At 71.2% G+C, this 18,380-nt stretch carries 18 protein-coding genes; 17 read left to right on the forward strand and 1 reads right to left on the reverse strand.

The window, feature by feature from the left end:
* Nucleotides 1-105: 105 nt before the first annotated feature.
* The 16 genes from ACIP4Y_RS24745 (at nt 106) to ACIP4Y_RS24820 (ending at nt 16,617) form a co-directional block, all read left to right on the forward strand.
* Nucleotides 106-1,365, forward strand: a complete 1,260-nt coding sequence (locus tag ACIP4Y_RS24745) for an MFS transporter (protein ID WP_401397273.1) — start codon at nt 106-108, stop codon at nt 1,363-1,365.
* A gap of 9 nt (nt 1,366-1,374) precedes the next feature.
* On the forward strand, nt 1,375-2,736 hold the full coding sequence (pafA, locus tag ACIP4Y_RS24750) for a Pup--protein ligase (RefSeq protein WP_358647960.1): 1,362 nt from the start codon (nt 1,375-1,377) through the stop codon (nt 2,734-2,736).
* A gap of 143 nt (nt 2,737-2,879) precedes the next feature.
* The gene (locus ACIP4Y_RS24755; RefSeq protein ID WP_401397277.1) at nt 2,880-3,884 is read left to right on the forward strand and encodes an FKBP-type peptidyl-prolyl cis-trans isomerase; all 1,005 of its coding nucleotides are present in this window, start codon (nt 2,880-2,882) and stop codon (nt 3,882-3,884) included.
* An 87-nt stretch (nt 3,885-3,971) separates the two neighbouring features.
* Entirely contained in the window at nt 3,972-4,343 is a 372-nt protein-coding gene (locus ACIP4Y_RS24760) for an FKBP-type peptidyl-prolyl cis-trans isomerase (protein ID WP_358647957.1), read from the forward strand.
* Between the two features lie 159 nt (nt 4,344-4,502).
* Nucleotides 4,503-5,456, forward strand: a complete 954-nt coding sequence (locus tag ACIP4Y_RS24765; protein ID WP_358647955.1) for a WYL domain-containing protein — start codon at nt 4,503-4,505, stop codon at nt 5,454-5,456.
* A gap of 10 nt (nt 5,457-5,466) precedes the next feature.
* Entirely contained in the window at nt 5,467-6,471 is a 1,005-nt protein-coding gene (locus ACIP4Y_RS24770; protein WP_358647953.1) for a WYL domain-containing protein, read from the forward strand.
* A gap of 145 nt (nt 6,472-6,616) precedes the next feature.
* Nucleotides 6,617-6,877 carry a hypothetical protein gene (locus ACIP4Y_RS24775; RefSeq protein ID WP_401397876.1) on the forward strand — a complete coding sequence of 87 codons (261 nt, stop codon included), beginning with the start codon at nt 6,617-6,619 and terminating at the stop codon, nt 6,875-6,877.
* A gap of 42 nt (nt 6,878-6,919) precedes the next feature.
* Complete coding sequence (locus tag ACIP4Y_RS24780) at nt 6,920-7,114, forward strand: hypothetical protein (RefSeq protein ID WP_401397282.1); 195 nt, start codon at nt 6,920-6,922, stop codon at nt 7,112-7,114.
* Between the two features lie 259 nt (nt 7,115-7,373).
* The gene (tatA, locus tag ACIP4Y_RS24785; RefSeq protein WP_358647949.1) at nt 7,374-7,652 is read left to right on the forward strand and encodes a Sec-independent protein translocase subunit TatA; all 279 of its coding nucleotides are present in this window, start codon (nt 7,374-7,376) and stop codon (nt 7,650-7,652) included.
* 47 nt (nt 7,653-7,699) lie between these two features.
* A complete protein-coding gene (gene tatC, locus ACIP4Y_RS24790) occupies nt 7,700-8,650 on the forward strand; it encodes a twin-arginine translocase subunit TatC (protein ID WP_401397285.1) in 951 nt (316 codons plus the stop codon).
* Between the two features lie 95 nt (nt 8,651-8,745).
* Entirely contained in the window at nt 8,746-11,598 is a 2,853-nt protein-coding gene (locus ACIP4Y_RS24795) for a DEAD/DEAH box helicase (RefSeq protein WP_401397288.1), read from the forward strand.
* Between the two features lie 351 nt (nt 11,599-11,949).
* On the forward strand, nt 11,950-13,638 hold the full coding sequence (locus ACIP4Y_RS24800) for a sensor histidine kinase (RefSeq protein WP_401397291.1): 1,689 nt from the start codon (nt 11,950-11,952) through the stop codon (nt 13,636-13,638).
* Nucleotides 13,635-14,039, forward strand: coding sequence for a roadblock/LC7 domain-containing protein (locus ACIP4Y_RS24805; protein ID WP_358647942.1), 405 nt, complete (start codon nt 13,635-13,637; stop codon nt 14,037-14,039). The genes ACIP4Y_RS24800 and ACIP4Y_RS24805 overlap by 4 nt, the downstream gene beginning before the upstream one ends.
* A complete protein-coding gene (locus ACIP4Y_RS24810; protein WP_358647940.1) occupies nt 14,036-14,473 on the forward strand; it encodes a DUF742 domain-containing protein in 438 nt (145 codons plus the stop codon). Before ACIP4Y_RS24805 ends, ACIP4Y_RS24810 begins: the two co-directional genes overlap by 4 nt.
* Nucleotides 14,454-15,074, forward strand: coding sequence for a GTP-binding protein (locus tag ACIP4Y_RS24815; RefSeq protein WP_401397296.1), 621 nt, complete (start codon nt 14,454-14,456; stop codon nt 15,072-15,074). Before ACIP4Y_RS24810 ends, ACIP4Y_RS24815 begins: the two co-directional genes overlap by 20 nt.
* Before the next feature lie 46 nt (nt 15,075-15,120).
* Nucleotides 15,121-16,617, forward strand: coding sequence for a cytochrome P450 (locus ACIP4Y_RS24820; RefSeq protein WP_401397299.1), 1,497 nt, complete (start codon nt 15,121-15,123; stop codon nt 16,615-16,617).
* On the opposite strand, the gene ACIP4Y_RS24825 is transcribed toward ACIP4Y_RS24820, so the two are convergent.
* The gene (locus ACIP4Y_RS24825; RefSeq protein WP_401397302.1) at nt 16,526-17,587 is read right to left on the reverse strand and encodes an RluA family pseudouridine synthase; all 1,062 of its coding nucleotides are present in this window, start codon (nt 17,585-17,587) and stop codon (nt 16,526-16,528) included. The two genes, ACIP4Y_RS24820 and ACIP4Y_RS24825, sit on opposite strands and share 92 nt — an antisense overlap.
* A gap of 87 nt (nt 17,588-17,674) precedes the next feature.
* Between ACIP4Y_RS24825 and ACIP4Y_RS24830 the strand changes: the two genes are divergently transcribed.
* Nucleotides 17,675-18,256 (forward strand): GNAT family N-acetyltransferase, encoded by a 582-nt coding sequence (locus ACIP4Y_RS24830; RefSeq protein WP_401397305.1) that lies wholly within the window; start codon nt 17,675-17,677, stop codon nt 18,254-18,256.
* Nucleotides 18,257-18,380 lie beyond the last annotated feature (124 nt).

Below are 18,380 nucleotides of genomic sequence, written 5' to 3' on the forward strand. Positions count from 1 at the left end.
GTCGTCTGGACGTGCGAACAGCGCACATGGTACGTATGAAGAGGGACGTTATACGTAACACTTCGGGCCGTCGAGGCGTCCCGGCGAGCCACGGAAGGGCAGGACATGGCCACGGGGTACCTGGAGATCCTGAGGGCGAGGCACGCCCTGCGGCTGCTCACCGGCACCCTGGTGGGCCGGCTGCCCAACGCCACCGCCGCCATCGCCCTGGTGCTCTTCGTGCGCGCCGGGGGCGGCACCTACAGCCTCGCCGGCGCCCTCGCGGCCGTGTACGGCGTCGCGAACGCGGTCGGCCAGCCGGTGCTGGGCCGCCTCGTCGACCTGTACGGCCAGCCCCGCGTCCAGCTGCCCGCGGCCGTCCTCGCCGCCCTCGCCATGGCGCTGTTCGCCGTCGCCGGCACCGATCCGCTGCCGCTCGCCTACGCGGCCGTCACGGCGGCCGGCCTGTTCACCCCGCCCCTGGAGGGCGGCCTGCGCGCGCTGTGGCCGTCCGTGCTGGACCGCGAGGAGCAGGTGCACACCGCGTACGCCATGGACGCGATCGCCCAGGAGGTCATGTTCACCGTCGGCCCGCTGCTGGTGACCCTGTGCGTCTCCCTGTGGGACGAGCGCGCCGCCCTGCTGGTGCTGAGCCTGCTGGGCGTGCTCGGCGCGCTCTCCGTCGTCGTCTCGCCGCCCTCGCGCGCGTGGCGCTCGGCCCCGCGCGAGGCCCACTGGCTCGGTGCCCTGCGCTCGCCCGGCCTGCTCGCCCTGCTCGCCGCCTTCCTGTGCGTCGGCATCGCGCTGGGCTCCATCACGGTCGCCTCGGTGTCGTACGCCGACGGCCACGGCGGCGACGCGGTCTACGGCTGGATGATGGCCGGACTGGGCCTCGGGGCACTGGCCGGCGGCACCGTCTACGGCGCCCGCCGGTGGGCCGGCGTGCCCGAACGGCGACTGAGGGTGCTGGTGGCCTGCCTGGCGGTCTGTTACCTGCCGCTGATGCTGATGCCCGGCGCGGTCGCCATGGTGCTGCTGAGTGTGGTCTCCGGCGTGTTCCTGGCGCCCTGCATCGCCTGCGCGTTCATCATCGTGGACCGGCACGCGCCGAGCGGGACCGTCACCGAGGCGTTCTCCTGGCTGGTGACGACGTTCACCGTGGGTGCCTCGGTCGGAACGGGCCTGGCCGGGCCGGTGGTCCAGGCCGGTGGCACCCTGTGGGGCTTCGCGCTGCCGGGGGCCGCCGGAGCCGCGTCGTTGCTGGTCCTGGTGGCCACCGGACGGGTCCTCGCAGCTCCCGCGCAGGGCGCGGTCGTTGCGGCTTCATCGGAAAATGATCCAAATCGTGCTGTCGAACCCCGTTTCAGCTCGGGGGATCGGGCGTAATGTTCCCTCATGGACCGCCGCATTTTCGGGCTGGAGAACGAGTACGGCGTCACGTGCACGTTCAGGGGACAGCGGCGCCTGTCTCCTGACGAGGTGGCGCGGTACCTCTTCCGCCGTGTCGTGTCATGGGGCCGCAGCAGCAATGTCTTTCTGCGAAACGGCGCCCGGCTCTATCTCGACGTGGGCTCACATCCGGAATACGCGACCCCCGAATGTGACAACGTGACCGAACTGGTCACCCACGACAAGGCCGGCGAGCGCATTCTCGAAGGACTCCTGGTGGACGCGGAACGACGCCTGCACGAGGAGGGAATCGCAGGCGACGTCTACCTCTTCAAGAACAACACCGACTCGGCGGGCAACTCCTACGGCTGCCACGAGAACTACCTGGTGGCGCGGCACGGGGAGTTCTCCCGGCTCGCGGACATTCTCATCCCCTTCCTGGTCACCCGGCAGCTGCTGTGCGGCGCCGGCAAGGTGCTGCAGACCCCGCGCGGCGCCGTCTACTGCGTCAGTCAGCGCGCGGAGCACATCTGGGAGGGCGTCTCCTCGGCGACGACCCGCTCCCGGCCCATCATCAACACCCGCGACGAACCCCACGCGGACGCCGAGCGCTACCGCCGGCTGCACGTCATCGTCGGCGACTCCAACATGTCCGAGACGACGATGCTGCTCAAGGTCGGCGCCACCGACCTGGTGCTGCGCATGATCGAGGCGGGCACCGTGATGCGCGACCTCACCCTGGAGAACCCGATCCGGGCGATCCGCGAGGTGAGCCACGACATCACCGGCCGGCGCAAGGTGCGCCTGGCCAGCGGCCGGGAGGCCTCCGCGCTGGAGGTGCAGCGCGAGTACTTCGACAAGGCCCTGGACTTCTGCGACCGCCGGGGCATCCGCACCGGCACCGTCGCGCAGGTCCTGGAACTGTGGGGCCGCACCCTCGAGGCGATCGAGAACGAGGAACTGGACCGCATCGAGACCGAGATCGACTGGGTCATGAAGTACAAGCTCATCGAGCGGTACCGGGCCAAGCACAACATGACGATGTCGCACCCGCGGGTCGCCCAGATAGACCTCGCCTACCACGACATCCACCGCCGTCGTGGCCTGTACTACCTGCTGGAGAAGAAGGGCCAAGCCGCCCGGATCTGCAACGACTTGAAGATCTTCGAGGGCAAGTCGGTTCCACCGCAGACCACTCGGGCCCGGCTGCGCGGCGACTTCATCCGGCGGGCGCAGGAACAGCGCAGGGACTTCACGGTCGACTGGGTGCACCTCAAGCTCAACGACCAGGCGCAGCGCACCGTGTTGTGCAAGGACCCGTTCCGTTCGGTGGACGACCGGGTGGAGAAGCTGATCGCCGGAATGTAGAGCCGGACTGGCGAGCAGGGCGTTCGGGCACGCACATGCCGGAACGCCACACGGGCGCCGTACGTTTCCCGTACGGCGCCCTTCTCGAGTCGTAGAGTTGCGCGCACGCCACCCACAAGATCGACCGATTACGAGGCTCTTCCGTGCGCCGACGCTCACTCCTCCTGGCCGCCGTACCCGCAGGACTGGTCACACTCGCCGGATGCGGTGACGACAAGTCCGACACCAGCAAGGCCGGCGCCTCGCCGTCGCCCTCGGTGTCCTCCGTGCCCCCGCCCAAGATCGTGGACGGCCCGCTGCCGGCGGTCACGGCGGGCACGAAGTTCGGCGAGAAGCCGACCGTCGCGAAGGGCCCGGGCGAGCCGTCGAAGGACCTCGCCGTGAAGACGCTGATCGCGGGCAGTGGCCGCACGATCGCGGAGAACGACTTCATCCGGGCCGACTACCTCGGCCAGATCTGGAGCACCGCCAAGGTCTTCGACAACTCCTACGACCGCAAGCGCCCGCTGGTCATGCAGCTCGCCAAGGGCAGCATCATCGACGGCTGGCTGTACGCGCTCGCGGGCAAGAAGACCGGCAGCCGCGTCCAGATCGCCGTCCCGCCCACCTGGGGCTATGGCAAGGAGGGCAACGCGCAGGCGGGCATCAAGGGCACCGACACCCTGGTCTTCGTCATCGACCTGATCGACTCCTTCAACTCCAAGAGCTCCGCCAAGGGGCAGCAGGTCCCGCAGACCGACGCGGCCCTGCCGAAGGTGGGCACCAACACCGACGGCCAGGTACCCAAGGTGACCATCCCCAGGGCCGACCCGCCGAAGAAGCTGGTGTCGGAGTACGTGCTGGAGGGCGACGGCCCCGAGGTGAAGGCCGACCAGGCGGTCCTGTGCCAGTTCCAGGGCCTGGTCTGGGAGGGCGGCAAGACCTTCCAGCGGACGTACGGCTCGGGCCGGCTCAGCCAGTTCGGGCTGGAGCAGATGCAGCGGGCGGTCAAGGGCCTGGCCGAGGGCCTGACCGGCAAGAAGGTCGGCAGCCGGGTCCTGATCGTCATCCCGCGGCAGCTGGGCTACGGCGACAACCCGCCGAGCGGCGGCGTCATCAAGAAGGACTCCACCCTCGTGTTCACCGTGGACATCCTCGCGGCGATGTGACGGAGGAGGCGCCCGGGGCGGGCGCGAAGCCCGCGGAGATGAAAGACTGTCCGCGTTTCGTGTCGTACACAAGCAGGAGCTTTTGACGTGAGCATCGACAAGCCCGAGATCGACTTCCCGGGCGGCGAGCCTCCGGCGGACCTTGAGATCAAGGACATCTGGGAGGGCGACGGCCCGGTCGCGCAGGCCGGCCAGACCGTCACCGTCCACTACGTGGGCGTGGCCTTCAGCACCGGCGAGGAGTTCGACGCCAGCTGGAACCGCGGCACTCCGTTCCGCTTCCCGCTGGGCGCCGGCCGGGTCATCCAGGGCTGGGACCTGGGCGTGCAGGGCATGAAGGTCGGCGGCCGCCGCCAGCTGACCATCCCGGCCCACCTCGCCTACGGCAACCAGAGCCCGACCCCGGCGATCAAGCCGGGCGAGACCCTCATCTTCGTGGTGGACCTGCTCGGGGTCTGATCCACACGTGATCCACAGAGGATCGGCCCGCCGGTTCCGACCGGATCCGATCACCTGGGGCCCATGCCTGTTCGGGCATGGGCCCTCGGCTTTTGTCACCGCCCCGCGGAGCGGTACGGTCATCGGTCAGAAGCACCATAGGGAAGGCGAAGGGCGTCGATGGCCATTGCCAAGGCCGAGCGGCTGATGAACCTCGCGCTGTGTCTGCTCGGCACCCGCCGGCCGCTCAGCAAGCGCGAGCTGCGGGAGTCGATCGAGGCCTATCTGGAAGCGGGCAACGACGACTCCTTCAACCGTATGTTCGAACGGGACAAGGACGACCTGCGCGAACTGGGCCTCGTCATCGCGACCGTCGAGAACATGGACGGCGAGGTCGGTTACCTCGCCCGCCGCGACAGCAACCGCCTGCCCCCCATCACCCTGGACGCCGAGGAGGCCGCCGCCCTCGGCCTCGCCGCCAAGGTCTGGCAGCAGGCCCGGCTGGCCGGAGCCGCCAGCGGCGCCCTGCAGAAGCTGCGCGCCGCCGGCCTGCCCGAGGACGTCGACCCGTACGAGGCGCACGGCGCCCTGGAACCGCGCATCCCGGTGCACGAAGCCGCCTTCGAGCCGCTGATGCTGGCCTGCCGCGACCGCCGCCCCGTCGTCTTCGAGTACCGCAAGGCCTCCGCCGCCCGCCCCGAGCCCCGGCATGTCGAGCCGTGGGCGCTGGAGTGCTGGCGCGGCCACTGGTACCTGGCCGGCTTCGACCGCGACCGGGGTGCCGAACGCGTCTTCCGGCTCTCCCGGATCACCGGCAAGGTCCGCTCCCGGGGCACGGGCTTCACCGCGCCCGTGCCCGACGTCGTCACCGTGCGCGAGACCGTCGCGAGCTGGGCCGGTGAGATCGCCGACCGCTCGGCGCTGATCCGGCTGCGTTCCGGCGCCGGTTACCCCCTTCGGGCGAAGGCCACGAAGGTCCGGGAACTCGGCGACGGCTGGGACGAGTTGGAGATTCCGTACGGGCACGGCCTGGACGCCTGGCTGGTGGAGTTCGGCCCGGACGTGGTGGTCCTGGAGCCGGCCGAGCTGCGGGCCGACGTGGTGGACCGGCTGCGTGCCGTGGCCAAGGGCTGAGGGGGAAACTGTGGCAGCCAAACCGGCCAGGACCGTCAACGCCATCGACCAGACCAGGCGGATGCTCTCCCTGGTGACGTATCTGAGAGAGCGCCCCGGCGCCCGGATCGCCGACGTCGCGCGCGCCTTCGGCATCACCGAGGACGAGCTGGTCGCCGACCTCGACCTGCTGCCCATGTGCGGCACCAGCTTCCGCGGCGGCGACCTGCTGGACATCGACACCGATGGCGAGCGCATCTGGTGGCACAACCCGGCCGCGCTCGGCGAGGAGGCGGCCGAACCGCTCCGGCTCGCCGCCGACGAGGCCACCGCCCTGCTGGTCGCCGCCCGCGCGGTGTCGACCCTGCCCGGCCTGCGGGAGGGCGACCGGCAGGCCCTGCTGCGGGCCACCGCCAAGGTCGAGGCCGCGGCCGGCGAGGCCGCCGGTGCCAGTTCCCGCCTGTCGGTGACCTTCGAGTCCGAGGGCGGTGTCTTCGCCGACGTGGACCGGGCGATCTCCGAGCGCCGCCGGCTGTGGATCCGCTACTACTCCCCGGCCCGCGACGAGGTCACCGAGCGCGAGATCGACCCCATCCGGCTGGTCAGCGTGGGCCACACCTATGTGGAGGCCTGGTGCCGCCGCTCCGAGGCCCGGCGCACCTTCCGGCTCGACCGGGTCGCCGAGATCAGGATCCTCGACGCGCCCTCCGCGCCGCCCGAGATAGAACTGCGCGACCTGTCCGAGGCCCTGGTCCAGCCGGCCGCCGAGGACCCGGAGGTCGTGGTCGAGGTCGGCCCCGGGGGCCGCTGGGTCGCCGAGTACTACCCGCACGACAGCGCCGATGAGCTTCCCGACGGCGGGCTGCGTATCACTCTGCGCACCCCCGACCCGGCCTCCCTGCGCCGGCTCGCGCTGCGGCTCGGCGGCGACGGCCGGATCGTCTCGCCGCCGGAGCTGGCCGAGAGCGCCCGGAGAGCGGCGGCGGAGGCATTGGCGGCGTACGACACGCAGCAGCCGGCAGCCTCCGGGCAGTGAGGCGCGCCCGTAGCGGCGCGGGGGACTGTGCGAGCAGCGCCGACGGCGCCGCACAGGCGAGCCGGCACAACGCGGCACTTCCGGCGGCGTGCCTGGCGAACGACCAGAAGAAGGAGCGAGGCCTGTGAGCGAGCGTGCGGGTGAGATGACGGTGGCGACCGCGTTCGCCGGGATGCGCAGAGTGGTCCCGGTCGTGTTCAGAGCCGGCTGCCCGGACTGCCGCGGCCGCTTCGAACTCGCCGCGAGCGCGTTGCGCCTCGCCATCGGCGCCAGCAGCCGGACGACGTTCTACTCCTTCATCTGCCCCGACTGCGGCGCCGCCGTCCGCAAGCCCGCCGGGGAGCGGATCGTCGAGCTGCTCACCGGCGGCGGGGTCAGGACCCTGCGGCTGCACTCCACGGTGTAGCCGGTCGCGTTCCGGGCCGGCGGACGGTCTAGTCTCGACGTCATGTTCTGGCCGATGTTCGCGGTAGCCATGGGTTTCCTGGGTCTCGCCGTCCTCGGGGCGCTCGCCGTGCGGGTGTTCCTGGAGGCGCGGCGCCTCGGTGAGCAGGTGGCGGACTCCGCGCGCCGTATCAACCGGGCCGCCGAGGATCTGGAGCGGGCGGCGGTGAGCACAGCCCGCGCCGTGGACGCCCTGTGAGCAGCGACGGGCGGTGCCCGCGAGTCCGGCGGGACAAGCGCTTTGCGTCACTTCGCCCTGTCATGCTGCCCTGCGGGAAAGGTACGCTGCTGGTCACGGTGCGGAGAACGAGGCCCGTACCGTGGACCGGGAGTACGCACGGGGATTGCCTCACGTTTACCCCTGAGCGTTACGATCGCTGCCAGCACGACCATCGGACACATGTCCGACTGGTCGGACAGCACCCCACCCAGCCGCCTCGGTGAGAAGGTAAAGACTTATGTTCGGAAGGCTCGGAGCTCCCGAGATCATTCTCATCCTCGTCGTCATCATCCTGCTGTTCGGCGCGAAGAAGCTTCCGGACATGGCCCGCTCGCTCGGCAAGTCCGCGCGCATCCTCAAGAGCGAGGCCAAGGCGATGAAGGAAGAGGGCAACGCCTCCAGCCAGGCGCCCACCTCCGGCGAGCAGCCTCCGGCCCAGCGCACCATCCAGGCGGCCCCCGGCGACGTGACCAGCTCGCGGCCGGTCAACGAGCCGACGGACACCACCCAGCGCTGACGCACGGCCGGAAACCCCCGGCCTGCCGCACGAGATGAGGACGTGGGTTGCTCAAGCCTGCCCGCAAGAAGGAGAAGGATCCCGAGGGGCGGATGCCCCTCGCGGATCACCTTCGTGAGCTCCGCAACCGGCTCGCGAAGGCGATGCTGGCCATCGTCATCGTGACGATCGTCGCGGCCTTCTACTACAACGACATCATCAACTTCCTGACGAGGCCGATCCTCGACTCGGTCGGTTGCCGGGAGACCTTCGAGCAGCTGGCCAGGTCGAGCGGCAAGACCCAGTGCGCCGAGATCACCATCAACGGTCTCCTCGCGCCGTTCACGCTGGCCCTCCAGGTCTCGCTGATGGCGGGTGTCGTGCTCGCCTCGCCGATCTGGCTCTACCAGCTGTGGGCCTTCGTCGCGCCGGGTCTGCACCGGCACGAGAAGAAGTACGCCTACGCCTTCGTCTTCACGGGCGCCCCGCTGTTCTTCTGCGGTGCCTTCTTCGCGTACAAGGTGCTGCCGACCACCGCCAAGGTGCTGATCGACTTCACACCGAACGGCAACATCAGGAACCTGCTGCCGCTCGACGACCTGCTCCAGCTGGTCACCCGCATGGTGATCGTCTTCGGCCTCTCCTTCGAGCTGCCGCTGCTGCTGATCATGCTCAACCTCACCGGGGTGCTGACCGGCCGGCGCATGCTCGGCTGGTGGCGGGCCATGATCCTCGGCATCACGGTCTTCGCGGCCGTGGCCACACCGAGCACCGACCCGCTGTCCATGCTGGCCCTCGCCGGGCCGATCTGGGTGCTGTACTTCGGCGCGGTCGGCTTCTCGCTGCTCAACGACAAGCGCCGGCGCCGTCGCGACGCCCAGGGCCCCGACGACGACGAGGCCTCCGAGCTGGACCTCACGCCCGAGGACATCGGCGACGTCGAGCCCGTCCCGGCCACCCGGGCGCTGCCCGAGCCGGCGGGCACCGAGCGGGTCAACGGCTACGACGACGTGACCTGATCCGATACGGCCTCCGCCGAGCCGCCGCCTTCGATGCCCCCGCCCCCCGAGGACGGGGGCATCCGTCGTCTGCCGGCCGGCCCGGGATCCGGATAATGATCGTCCTGTTGTCAGTGGCGCCCGGTACGCTCGAAAGTACGATGACAGAGGATCTCTCACCGGCCGAGCGGTACGCGGCAGCCCGCAGGCGGGCAGCCGAGCAGGCCACCGCCCTCGCCTCCTTCCGCGAGATGTACGACTTCGGCCTCGACCCCTTCCAGATCGAGGCCTGCCAGGCCCTCGAAGCGGGGAAGGGCGTACTGGTGGCCGCCCCCACCGGCTCGGGCAAGACGATCGTGGGCGAGTTCGCCGTCCATCTCGCCCTGCAGCAGGGCAAGAAGTGCTTCTACACGACACCCATCAAGGCGCTGTCGAACCAGAAGTACGCCGACCTGTGCCGGCGCTACGGCACCGCGAAGGTGGGCCTGCTCACCGGCGACAACAGCGTGAACTCCGACGCCCCGGTGGTCGTGATGACCACCGAGGTGCTGCGGAACATGCTCTACGCCGGCTCGCAGACCCTCCTCGGCCTCGGCTATGTGGTCATGGACGAGGTGCACTACCTCTCCGACCGCTTCCGCGGCGCCGTCTGGGAGGAGGTGATCATCCACCTGCCCGAGTCGGTCACCCTGGTCTCGCTCTCCGCCACCGTGTCCAACGCGGAGGAGTTCGGTGACTGGCTGGACACCGTCCGGGGCGACACCGAGGTGATCGTCTCCGAGCACCGGCCCGTGCCGCTGTTCCAGCACGTGCTCGCCGGGCGCCGGATGTACGACCTGTTCGAGGAGGGCGAGGGCCACAGGAAGGCCGTCAACCCCGACCTGGTCCGCCTCGCCCGCATGGAGGCCAGCCGGCCGTCGTACCAGGACCGCAGGCGCGGCCGGGCGATGCGCGAGGCCGACCGGGAGCGGGAGCGCAGACAGCGCTCGCGCGTGTGGACCCCGGGCCGGCCGGAGGTCATCGAGCGGCTCGACTCCGAGGGCCTGCTCCCGGCCATCACCTTCATCTTCAGCCGCGCCGCCTGCGAGGCCGCCGTCCAGCAGTGCCTGTACGCGGGCCTGAGGCTCAACGACGAGGAGGCGCGCGAGCAGGTCCGCGCCCTGGTCGAGGAGCGCACCGCCTCCATTCCGACCGAGGACCTGCACGTCCTCGGCTACTACGAGTGGCTGGAGGGCCTGGAGCGCGGGATCGCGGCCCACCACGCGGGCATGCTGCCGACCTTCAAGGAGGTCGTCGAGGAGCTGTTCGTCCGCGGCCTGGTCAAGGCCGTCTTCGCCACCGAGACCCTCGCGCTCGGCATCAACATGCCCGCCCGCTCGGTGGTGCTGGAGAAGCTCGTCAAGTGGAACGGCGAGCAGCACGCCGACATCACGCCCGGCGAGTACACCCAGCTGACCGGCCGGGCCGGCCGCCGCGGCATCGACGTCGAGGGCCACGCCGTGGTGCTCTGGCAGCGCGGGATGAGCCCCGAGCACCTCGCCGGTCTCGCGGGCACCCGTACGTATCCGCTGCGCTCCAGCTTCAAGCCGTCGTACAACATGGCGGTCAACCTGGTCGAGCAGTTCGGCCGGCACCGCTCGCGCGAGCTGCTGGAGACCTCCTTCGCGCAGTTCCAGGCCGACAAGTCGGTCGTCGGGATCTCCCGCCAGGTGCAGCGCAACGAGGAGGGCCTGGAAGGCTACAAGGCCTCCATGACCTGCCACCTCGGCGACTTCGAGGAGTACGCGCGGCTGCGCCGGGAGCTGAAGGAGCGGGAGACCGAGCTGGCCCGGCAGGGCGCCACCGAGCGCCGGGCCGAGGCCGCCGTCGCCCTGGAGAAGCTGAAGCCGGGCGACGTCATCCACGTGCCCACGGGCAAGTACGCGGGCCTCGCCCTGGTGCTGGACCCGGGACTGCCCGCGGGCCGCTCCAACGGCCACCGCGGCTTCGACCACCACGACGGCCCGCGCCCGCTGGTGCTGACCGCCGAACGGCAGGTCAAGCGGCTGGCGTCGATGGACTTCCCGGTGCCGGTGGAGCCGCTGGACCGGATGCGGATCCCGAAGTCCTTCAACCCGCGCTCGCCGCAGTCCCGCCGCGACCTCGCCTCCGCGCTGCGCTCCAAGGCCGGGCACATCCCGCCGGAGCGGGCGCGCAAGAAGCGGTCCCAGGCCGCCGACGACCGAGAGATCGCACGGCTGCGCACGGCGATCCGCGCGCATCCCTGCCATGGGTGCAACGACCGGGAGGACCACGCCCGTTGGGCCGAGCGGTACCACCGGCTGCTGCGTGACACCTCGCAGCTGGAGCGGCGCATCGAGGGCCGTACCAACACGATCGCGCGGACCTTCGACCGGATCGTGGCCCTGCTGACCGAGATGGACTATCTGCGCGGCGACGAGGTCACCGAGCACGGCAAGCGGCTCGCGCGGCTGTACGGCGAACTGGACCTGCTGGCCAGCGAGTGCCTGCGCGAGCGGGTGTGGGAGGGGCTGGCCCCCGCCGAGCTCGCCGCCTGCGTCTCCGCGTTGGTGTACGAGGCACGGGTCGGCGACGACGCCATGGCGCCGAAGCTGCCCTCCGGGAAGGCCAAGGCCGCGCTCGGTGAGATGGTCCGGATCTGGGGCCGGCTCGACGGGCTGGAGGAGGAGTTCCGGATCAGCCAGACCGAGGGTGTCGGGCAGCGGGAGCCGGATCTCGGGTTCGCCTGGGCCGCGTACATGTGGGCGTCCGGCAAGGGGCTCGACGAGGTGCTGCGGGAGGCGGAGATGCCGGCCGGCGACTTCGTGCGGTGGTGCAAGCAGGTCATCGACGTGCTCGGGCAGATCTCCGCGGCGGCTCACGTGGAGGGCTCGACCGTGGGGAAGGCTGCGCGCAAGGCTGTCGACCAGTTGCTGCGGGGCGTGGTCGCCTACTCGTCCGTCGGCTGACCTGTCCGTCTTCGTCCGGAACGGCGATCGTGGCCGCTGAGGTGCGGCCGCGGTCGCCGTTTCACTCTTCACGGTGAGCGGGCTTCGTACACCCGTCGGTCGTTACGCATCGTGTTCGAACAAAAGCCGTGCGTATAAAAGGAGTTGAGGTTACTCCTCCTCCGGGGGTGATTTCAGGTGCTTGCCGAATATGACACGGCGATGATCCGGTCGGACTAAGCTCGCCCGCGGCGCACCGAGTTGAGCCTATTCGTGCGTCTGTTCCCAAACATGCCGTACGTCCCGATCCTTCATGCACCTTCCCCCCGCAAGCTCCCCCGACACCCAGCCGATTCGTCTCAGAAGGCATCCATGGTGAGTGTTCAGAAGCCTCCCGGTCGCCGCGAACGCCCCTATGCGCGTGTGCTCCTGCCGCCGGCCATAGTGATGGCCGCGGCGGCCGGCGCCGCCGTCGCCCTGGTACCGCCCGCGGCCCGGCTCGCCGTCGGCCTGTGCGGAGCGCTGGCCGTGCTGCTGGTCCTCGGCACGGGCGGGGAGGCCGCCCGCCGCGGCCGGCGGCTCCGCGAGGTACAGGCCGAACACGCCCGTCACGCGGCGTATCTGGAGCAGCGGATCGCCGCCCACAACGAGCTGATGGAGCGCTTCGCCACCGAGGTCCTGCCCAACGGCTTCTACCGGCTGCGCCGCGGCCAGGTGCTCCGCAACGTCGTGCGCGACGTCTTCGACGCGGACCCCTACCTGCGCTCCCTGCCCGACGGCTACCGCGAACTGATCCGCATGGCGCTGCGCGGTGCCGACCAGGAGATCTCGATGCGCGACGCCACGGAGCGCTCCTTCGTGAGCGTCGCCCGCCGCGTCCAGGCCATCGTCCACCAGCAGGCCCAGGAACTCCGCGAGATGGAGGAGGACCACGGCCGCAACCCCGAGGTCTTCGACGACCTGCTGCGCATCGACCACGGCACCTCGCTGATCGGCCGGCTCGCCGACACCATCTCCGTCCTCGGCGGCGGACGGCCCGGCCGCCAGTGGCCCCAGCCGGTCTCCCTCTACAGCGTGCTGCGCGGCGCGATGTCGCGCATCCTGGAGTACCGCCGCATCAACCTCGCCTCCATCGTCAACATCAACATCAAGGGCACCTCGGTCGAGCCGGTCATCCACGCCGCCGCCGAACTCCTCGACAACGCCACCCGCTACTCGCCGCCCACGACCAAGGTGCACGTCACCGCCGTCGAGGTGCAGTCGGGCATCGTCATCGAGATCGAGGACTGCGGGGTCAGCCTCAGCGAGGAGTCCCGCGCCCGCATCGAGCAGATGATCGAGGACGCGAAGAACGGCGAGGACGCGCACAACCTCGGCGAGAACCCGCGCCTCGGCCTCGCCGTCGTCGGCCGCCTGTGCAAGCGGTTCGACATGGAGGTCTCGCTGCGCTCCTCCGCCTACGGCGGGGTCCGCGCCATCCTCGTCGTACCGCGCGTCATGACGACCACCGAGCCCGGTGTCGGCGCCGTGCAGGCCCACGGCATCGGTGCCGCCGCCGCCCAGATCCCGACGGCGGACGCCGTCGAGGGCCCCAAGCGTCCGGCCAAGAAGCGCCGCCCCACCAGCCCCAAGATCCCCGCCGGGATCTCCCTGGAGGACGACGTCCCCGAGGTCACCGAGTGGACGGCGGGCGGCCTGCCGCAGCGCCGCAGCCGGGTGCGGACCTCGCTCACCCAGCGGTACGCCGAACAGGCCGCCATCGAACGCGCCGAACGCGAGGGCCGGCCGACCATCTGGTCGCAGCGCAAGCCGGAGCCCGAGCCCGAGCCCGAGATGGACCCGGAGCGCAAGAAGCTCAGGGAACGGCCGCCGGGCCTCTGGATGGAGGACTTCTGGAACGGCCTGCGCAAGGGCATGCCGCCGGACACCCCCACCCACGAACTGACCGACTTCACGCTTCACCCGACCAAGTACCTGCATCTGCTCAACGATTCGGCCGACTACGCCGAAGGCGCCACCGAGGGCGCCACCGAGGCCGACGACGAGGGGGACCTCAAGTGATCCAGCAGCGAGGCAACCTGGACTGGATGCTCAAGCAGCTGAACGACGGCGTGCCGGGCATCGAGATGATCGTGGTCCTCTCCGCCGACGGACTGCGCATCGCCCGCTACGGCGGCGACCCCGACGCCGCCGACCGGGTGGCCGCCGCCTGCGCGGGCGTACAGAGCCTGGCCAGCGCCATCATCCAGGAGCTGCCCGAGGCCGGCGACATGAAGACCGTCGTCTTCGAGATCGACGGCGGCTACTTCTACCTCATGAACGCCGGCCCCGGCGCCTTCCTCGCCGTGCTTTCCGACGTGACCTGCGAACCGGGGCGGATGAGCGGCATGATGCGCGACCTCGTCGTCCGGATCGGCACCCATCTCACCAGTCCGCCCCGGCGGAACGGGCAGACCGTATGACCCCTCCACGACGCACGCGGCGCCGGCCGCAGCCCCTGACCCCGAAGCCCCAGCCGGCACCCCAGCCGTCGCAGCCTGCGCTGCCGGAGGCGGCGGACGGCCAGGGGCCGCGCGAGAACCCGGAACGGCTGTACTCCGTCGCCGGGGCCGACGGCGCCCGCGCCGAACTCGATCTGGTGACGTTGATCGTGGCGCGTACCGCGCCACCGGTCTCCGCCACGCCGGAGCAGGCGGCAGTGCTCCGCCTCTGCCACGCCCCGCTGTCCGTGGCGGAGCTCTCGGCCTACCTCAGGCTTCCGTTCAGCACGATGACCGTACTGCTCACCGAGCTGATCACGGCCGAACTGGTGCACGCGCGCGCCCCCATCGTCCGCCAGGCCGTCCCCGACCGATCACTCCTCGAAGCGGTGATGCATGGACTTCAAAGGCTCTGACACCCTCCCCGGCCCGCGCACCGAGGACCACCTGCCGCACACGGCGCAGGCCGCGGTCAAGATCGTGATCGTGGGTGGTTTCGGCGTCGGCAAGACCACCATGGTCGGTTCGGTCAGCGAGATCAGACCGCTGACCACCGAGGAGACCATGACCCAGGCCGGCATCGGGGTCGACGACGACTACGGCTCCGACTCCAAGACGGCCACCACCGTGGCCATGGACTTCGGCCGCATCAGCATCACCGAGAAGCTGGTCCTCTACCTCTTCGGCACCCCCGGCCAGGAGCGCTTCTGGTTCCTGTGGAACGGCCTGTTCGAAGGCGCGCTCGGCGCGGTCGTGCTGGTCGACACCCGGCGCCTGGAGGTCAGTTTCGACGTCATGGGCCGACTGGAGGAGGGCGGCGTGCCCTTCGTCGTCGCCGTCAACTCCTTCCCGGACGCCCCCCGTTACCCCGTCGAGGAACTGCGCACCGCGCTCGACCTGAGCCCGGACATCCCGATCATCGAGTGCGACGTGCGCCGCCGGGCCTCCAGCAAGGACGTGCTGATGACCCTGATGCGCTTCCTGCACTCGCTCGCCATGTCCGGCGCCCTCACCTGACCGGCAGCCCCCGACCCCTCCCCTTTTCGTTCCGAAAGCGACCACTGTGACGCCTGAACCCCCCTTCCCGACCGGCACGCACGACACCCTCTCCGGTCCGCCGCCGGGCTGCCCCGCGCACGGCCTCGTCCCCGCGGGACCGCGCCGGCTGTACGGCCCCGAAGCGGAGGACCTCGGCGAGCTGTACGAGCGCCTGCGCGAGGAGCACGGCCCCGTGGCGCCCGTGCTGCTCCACGACGACGTCCCGATGTGGGTGGTCCTCGGCCACGCCGAGAACCTGCAGATGGTGCGCCAGGCCTCCCAGTTCACCCGCGACAGCCGGATCTGGACCCCGCTGCGCGAGGGCAGGGTCAAGCCCGACCACCCGCTCATGCCGCACATCGCCTGGCAGCCCATCTGCTCCCACGCCGAGGGCGAGGAGCACAAGCGGCTGCGCGGCGCCGTCACCGCCGCCATGGAGACCATCGACCACCGCAGCGTGCGCCGCCACATCGGCCGCTACACCCAGATCCTGGTCAACAGCTTCTGCGAGCGGGGGCGGGCCGACCTGGTCTCCCAGTTCGCCGAGCACCTGCCGATGGCCGTGATGTGCGAGATCCTCGGCATGGCCGAGGAGTACAACGACCGGATGGTGCAGGCCGCCCGGGACGCCCTCAAGGGCAGCGAGACCGCCATCCAGAGCCACACCTACGTCATGGAGGCGCTCAGCCGGCTCACCACCCGGCGGCGCGCCGAGCCCGAGGACGACTTCACCAGTCACCTCATCACCCACCCGGCCGGGCTCACCGACGACGAGGTCCGCGAACACCTGCGGGTCGTCCTCTTCGCGGCCTACGAGGCCACGGCCAACCTCCTCGCCAACGCGCTGCGCATGGTGCTGACCGAGCCGGGGTTCCGCGCCCAGCTCAACGGCGGCCAGATGACGGTGCCGGAGGCGATCGAGCAGTCCCTGTGGGACGAGCCGCCGTTCAGCACCGTCTTCGGCTACTACGCCAAGCAGGACACCGAGCTGGGCGGCCGGCAGATCCGCAAGGGCGACGGGCTGCTCTTCGCGCCCGCTCCGGGCAACGTCGACCCGCGGGTACGGCCCGACCTGTCCGCGAGCATGCAGGGCAACCGCGCGCATCTCGCCTTCGGCGGGGGCCCGCACGAGTGCCCCGGTCAGGACATCGGCCGCGCCATCGCGGACGTCGGCGTCGACGCGCTGCTGACCCGGCTGTCCGACATCCAGCTCGACTGCCCCGAGGAGGACCTGCGCTGGCGGTCGTCCATCGCCTCCCGGCACCTGGTGGCCCTGCCGGTGCGCTTCGAACCGAAGCCGCAGCAGGACGTCGACCTGCCGCCGCAGGCCATGCCCGTCCCGCAGCAGCGCTCCCACTGGCAGGTCGGCACCCTGAGCACCGACCCGGCACCGCCCGTCGACTCCCAGCCGGTGAGTGTCCGCGCCACCCTCACCCCGCCCCCGACCCCTCCGGCGACCCCGCAGCCCACCCGCCCCCGGGGCTTCTGGCAGCGGCTCCTGGCCTGGTGGCACGGCGAGTGAGCCCCGTCCCTCCCGGGGGCTGGGCTTCGGCGGCCCAGGTCTCGTACGACGTCCAGGCGTGGAGTTCGCGTGCGCTGGTGAACGTGTGGTCCGCGCCCGTGACCGGGTCGGTGAACTCCAGCGTCCGGGCCAGGAGTTGGAGGGGACGCCGGAAGGTGCCGGGGGGTTCGGGGGCGGCCACCTCGGGGTAGAGCGGGTCGCCGAGGATGGGGATGCCCAGGGCGTTCAGGTGCACCCTCAGCTGGTGCGTCTGGCCGGTCGTGGGGACGAGTCGGTAGCGGCCGAGGCCGGCGCGGTGCTCGGCCAGTTCCACGTGGGTCTCCGCGTTCGGCTCGCCCGCGACCTCCCGGGCGGCCTGCACCCCCCGCTCCTTGACGATCCTGCTGCGCACGGTCCGGGGCAGGGCGAGCGCGGGATCGTACGGCGCGACGGCCTCGTACTCCTTGCGCACGCGCCGGTCCCGGAACAGCGTCTGGTAGGCGCCGCGCTCCTCGGGCCGTACCGTGAACAGCACCAGCCCGGCGGTGAGCCGGTCCAGGCGGTGGGCCGCCGTCAGTGCCGGGATGCCCAGCTCGCGCCGGAGCCGGGCCAGTGCGGTCTCGGCGACATGCATGCCGCGCGGGGTCGTGGCCAGGAAGTGCGGCTTGTCGGCCACCACGATGTGCTCGTCCCGGTACACCACCTCCACCGGGAACGGCACCGGCACCTCGGCGGGCAGTTCGCGGTGGAACCAGACGTACATCCCCGGCCGGTACGGCGCGTCCGGCGGCACGGCCCGCCCGTCGGCCCCGACCACCAGCCCCGCGGCGAACATCGACTCGATCATCCCGGGCCCGGCCCCCGTCAGCCGCTCCACCAGATGCTCCCGCACGGTGGCCCACACCCCGTCCGCGGGCAGCCGTACCCGTACGGGGTCGACCCCCTCGCGCTGGGGGAGCGGGGCGGGCGGGGGCGGTGTACGGCGTCTCATCGGGGTCAAGCGTACGGGGACACCGTCACCGGGACGGGGGCCGAAATCGGCTGCGCCCATGGCCGCGTACTCGGCAGGATGTCGGCCATGCCCCATCTCACCAGCCCGGTCGTGGCACCCGGCGCCCTGGCCCGTGCCCTCCAGCCCACTCTCCCCGCCGGCGACGGCGTGGTCCTGCGCCCGTGGCGGGCCGAGGATGCGCCCGCGGTGCACGCCGCCTTCCAGGACCCCGTCCTGCGGCAGTGGCACATAAGGTCCTGCGACTCCGCCGAGGAGGCCGCCGGCTGGATCGCGCAGTGGCATCAGGGGTGGGCGGACGAGCGCGAGGCGCAGTGGGCCGTCGTGGACGAGGCGACGGACGAGCTGCTGGGCCGGGTCGCGCTGCGCCAGATCCTGCTCGGGGACGGAGTCGCCGAGGTGGCGTACTGGACGGTGGCGCGGGCGCGGGGCCGGGGCGTCGCCGTGCGCGCCACGAGCACCCTGGCCCACTGGTCCTTCGAGGAGCTGGGCCTGCACCGCCTGGAACTTATGCACGCCACCGCCAACCAGGCGTCCTGCCGGGTCGCCGGCAAGTCCGGGTTCGCCCTGGAGGGCACCAAGCGCAGCGCCCTGAACCACCCGGACGGCTGGCACGACATGCACCTGCACGCGCGCGTGCGCGGCGACTGAAGCCACGGCGGACGTACGGAGGCGGGGGGGCCCCCCCCCGGGGGGGCCCCCCCCCCCCCCCCCAACCCCCCCCCCCCCCCCCCCCCCCCCCCCGCCGCCCCCCCCCCCCGGGGGCAACCCCCCC

This window comes from Streptomyces sp. NPDC088810 (assembly GCF_044750305.1).
GTDB lineage: Bacteria > Actinomycetota > Actinomycetes > Streptomycetales > Streptomycetaceae > Streptomyces.

Bases quoted from the DNA above. Each gene is read 5' to 3' on its own strand.
- tatA (WP_358647949.1), top strand. From the start codon at position 7,374: ATGTTCGGAAGGCTCGGAGCTCCCGAGATCATTCTCATCCTCGTCGTC.
- ACIP4Y_RS24825 (WP_401397302.1), bottom strand. From the start codon at position 17,587: ATGAGACGCCGTACACCGCCCCCGCCCGCCCCGCTCCCCCAGCGCGAG.
- ACIP4Y_RS24765 (WP_358647955.1), top strand. From the start codon at position 4,503: ATGGCCATTGCCAAGGCCGAGCGGCTGATGAACCTCGCGCTGTGTCTG.
- ACIP4Y_RS24810 (WP_358647940.1), top strand. From the start codon at position 14,036: ATGACCCCTCCACGACGCACGCGGCGCCGGCCGCAGCCCCTGACCCCG.
- ACIP4Y_RS24745 (WP_401397273.1), top strand. From the start codon at position 106: ATGGCCACGGGGTACCTGGAGATCCTGAGGGCGAGGCACGCCCTGCGG.
- pafA (WP_358647960.1), top strand. From the start codon at position 1,375: ATGGACCGCCGCATTTTCGGGCTGGAGAACGAGTACGGCGTCACGTGC.
- ACIP4Y_RS24800 (WP_401397291.1), top strand. From the start codon at position 11,950: ATGGTGAGTGTTCAGAAGCCTCCCGGTCGCCGCGAACGCCCCTATGCG.
- ACIP4Y_RS24780 (WP_401397282.1), top strand. From the start codon at position 6,920: ATGTTCTGGCCGATGTTCGCGGTAGCCATGGGTTTCCTGGGTCTCGCC.
- ACIP4Y_RS24830 (WP_401397305.1), top strand. From the start codon at position 17,675: ATGCCCCATCTCACCAGCCCGGTCGTGGCACCCGGCGCCCTGGCCCGT.
- ACIP4Y_RS24815 (WP_401397296.1), top strand. From the start codon at position 14,454: ATGGACTTCAAAGGCTCTGACACCCTCCCCGGCCCGCGCACCGAGGAC.
- ACIP4Y_RS24795 (WP_401397288.1), top strand. From the start codon at position 8,746: ATGATCGTCCTGTTGTCAGTGGCGCCCGGTACGCTCGAAAGTACGATG.
- ACIP4Y_RS24775 (WP_401397876.1), top strand. From the start codon at position 6,617: ATGACGGTGGCGACCGCGTTCGCCGGGATGCGCAGAGTGGTCCCGGTC.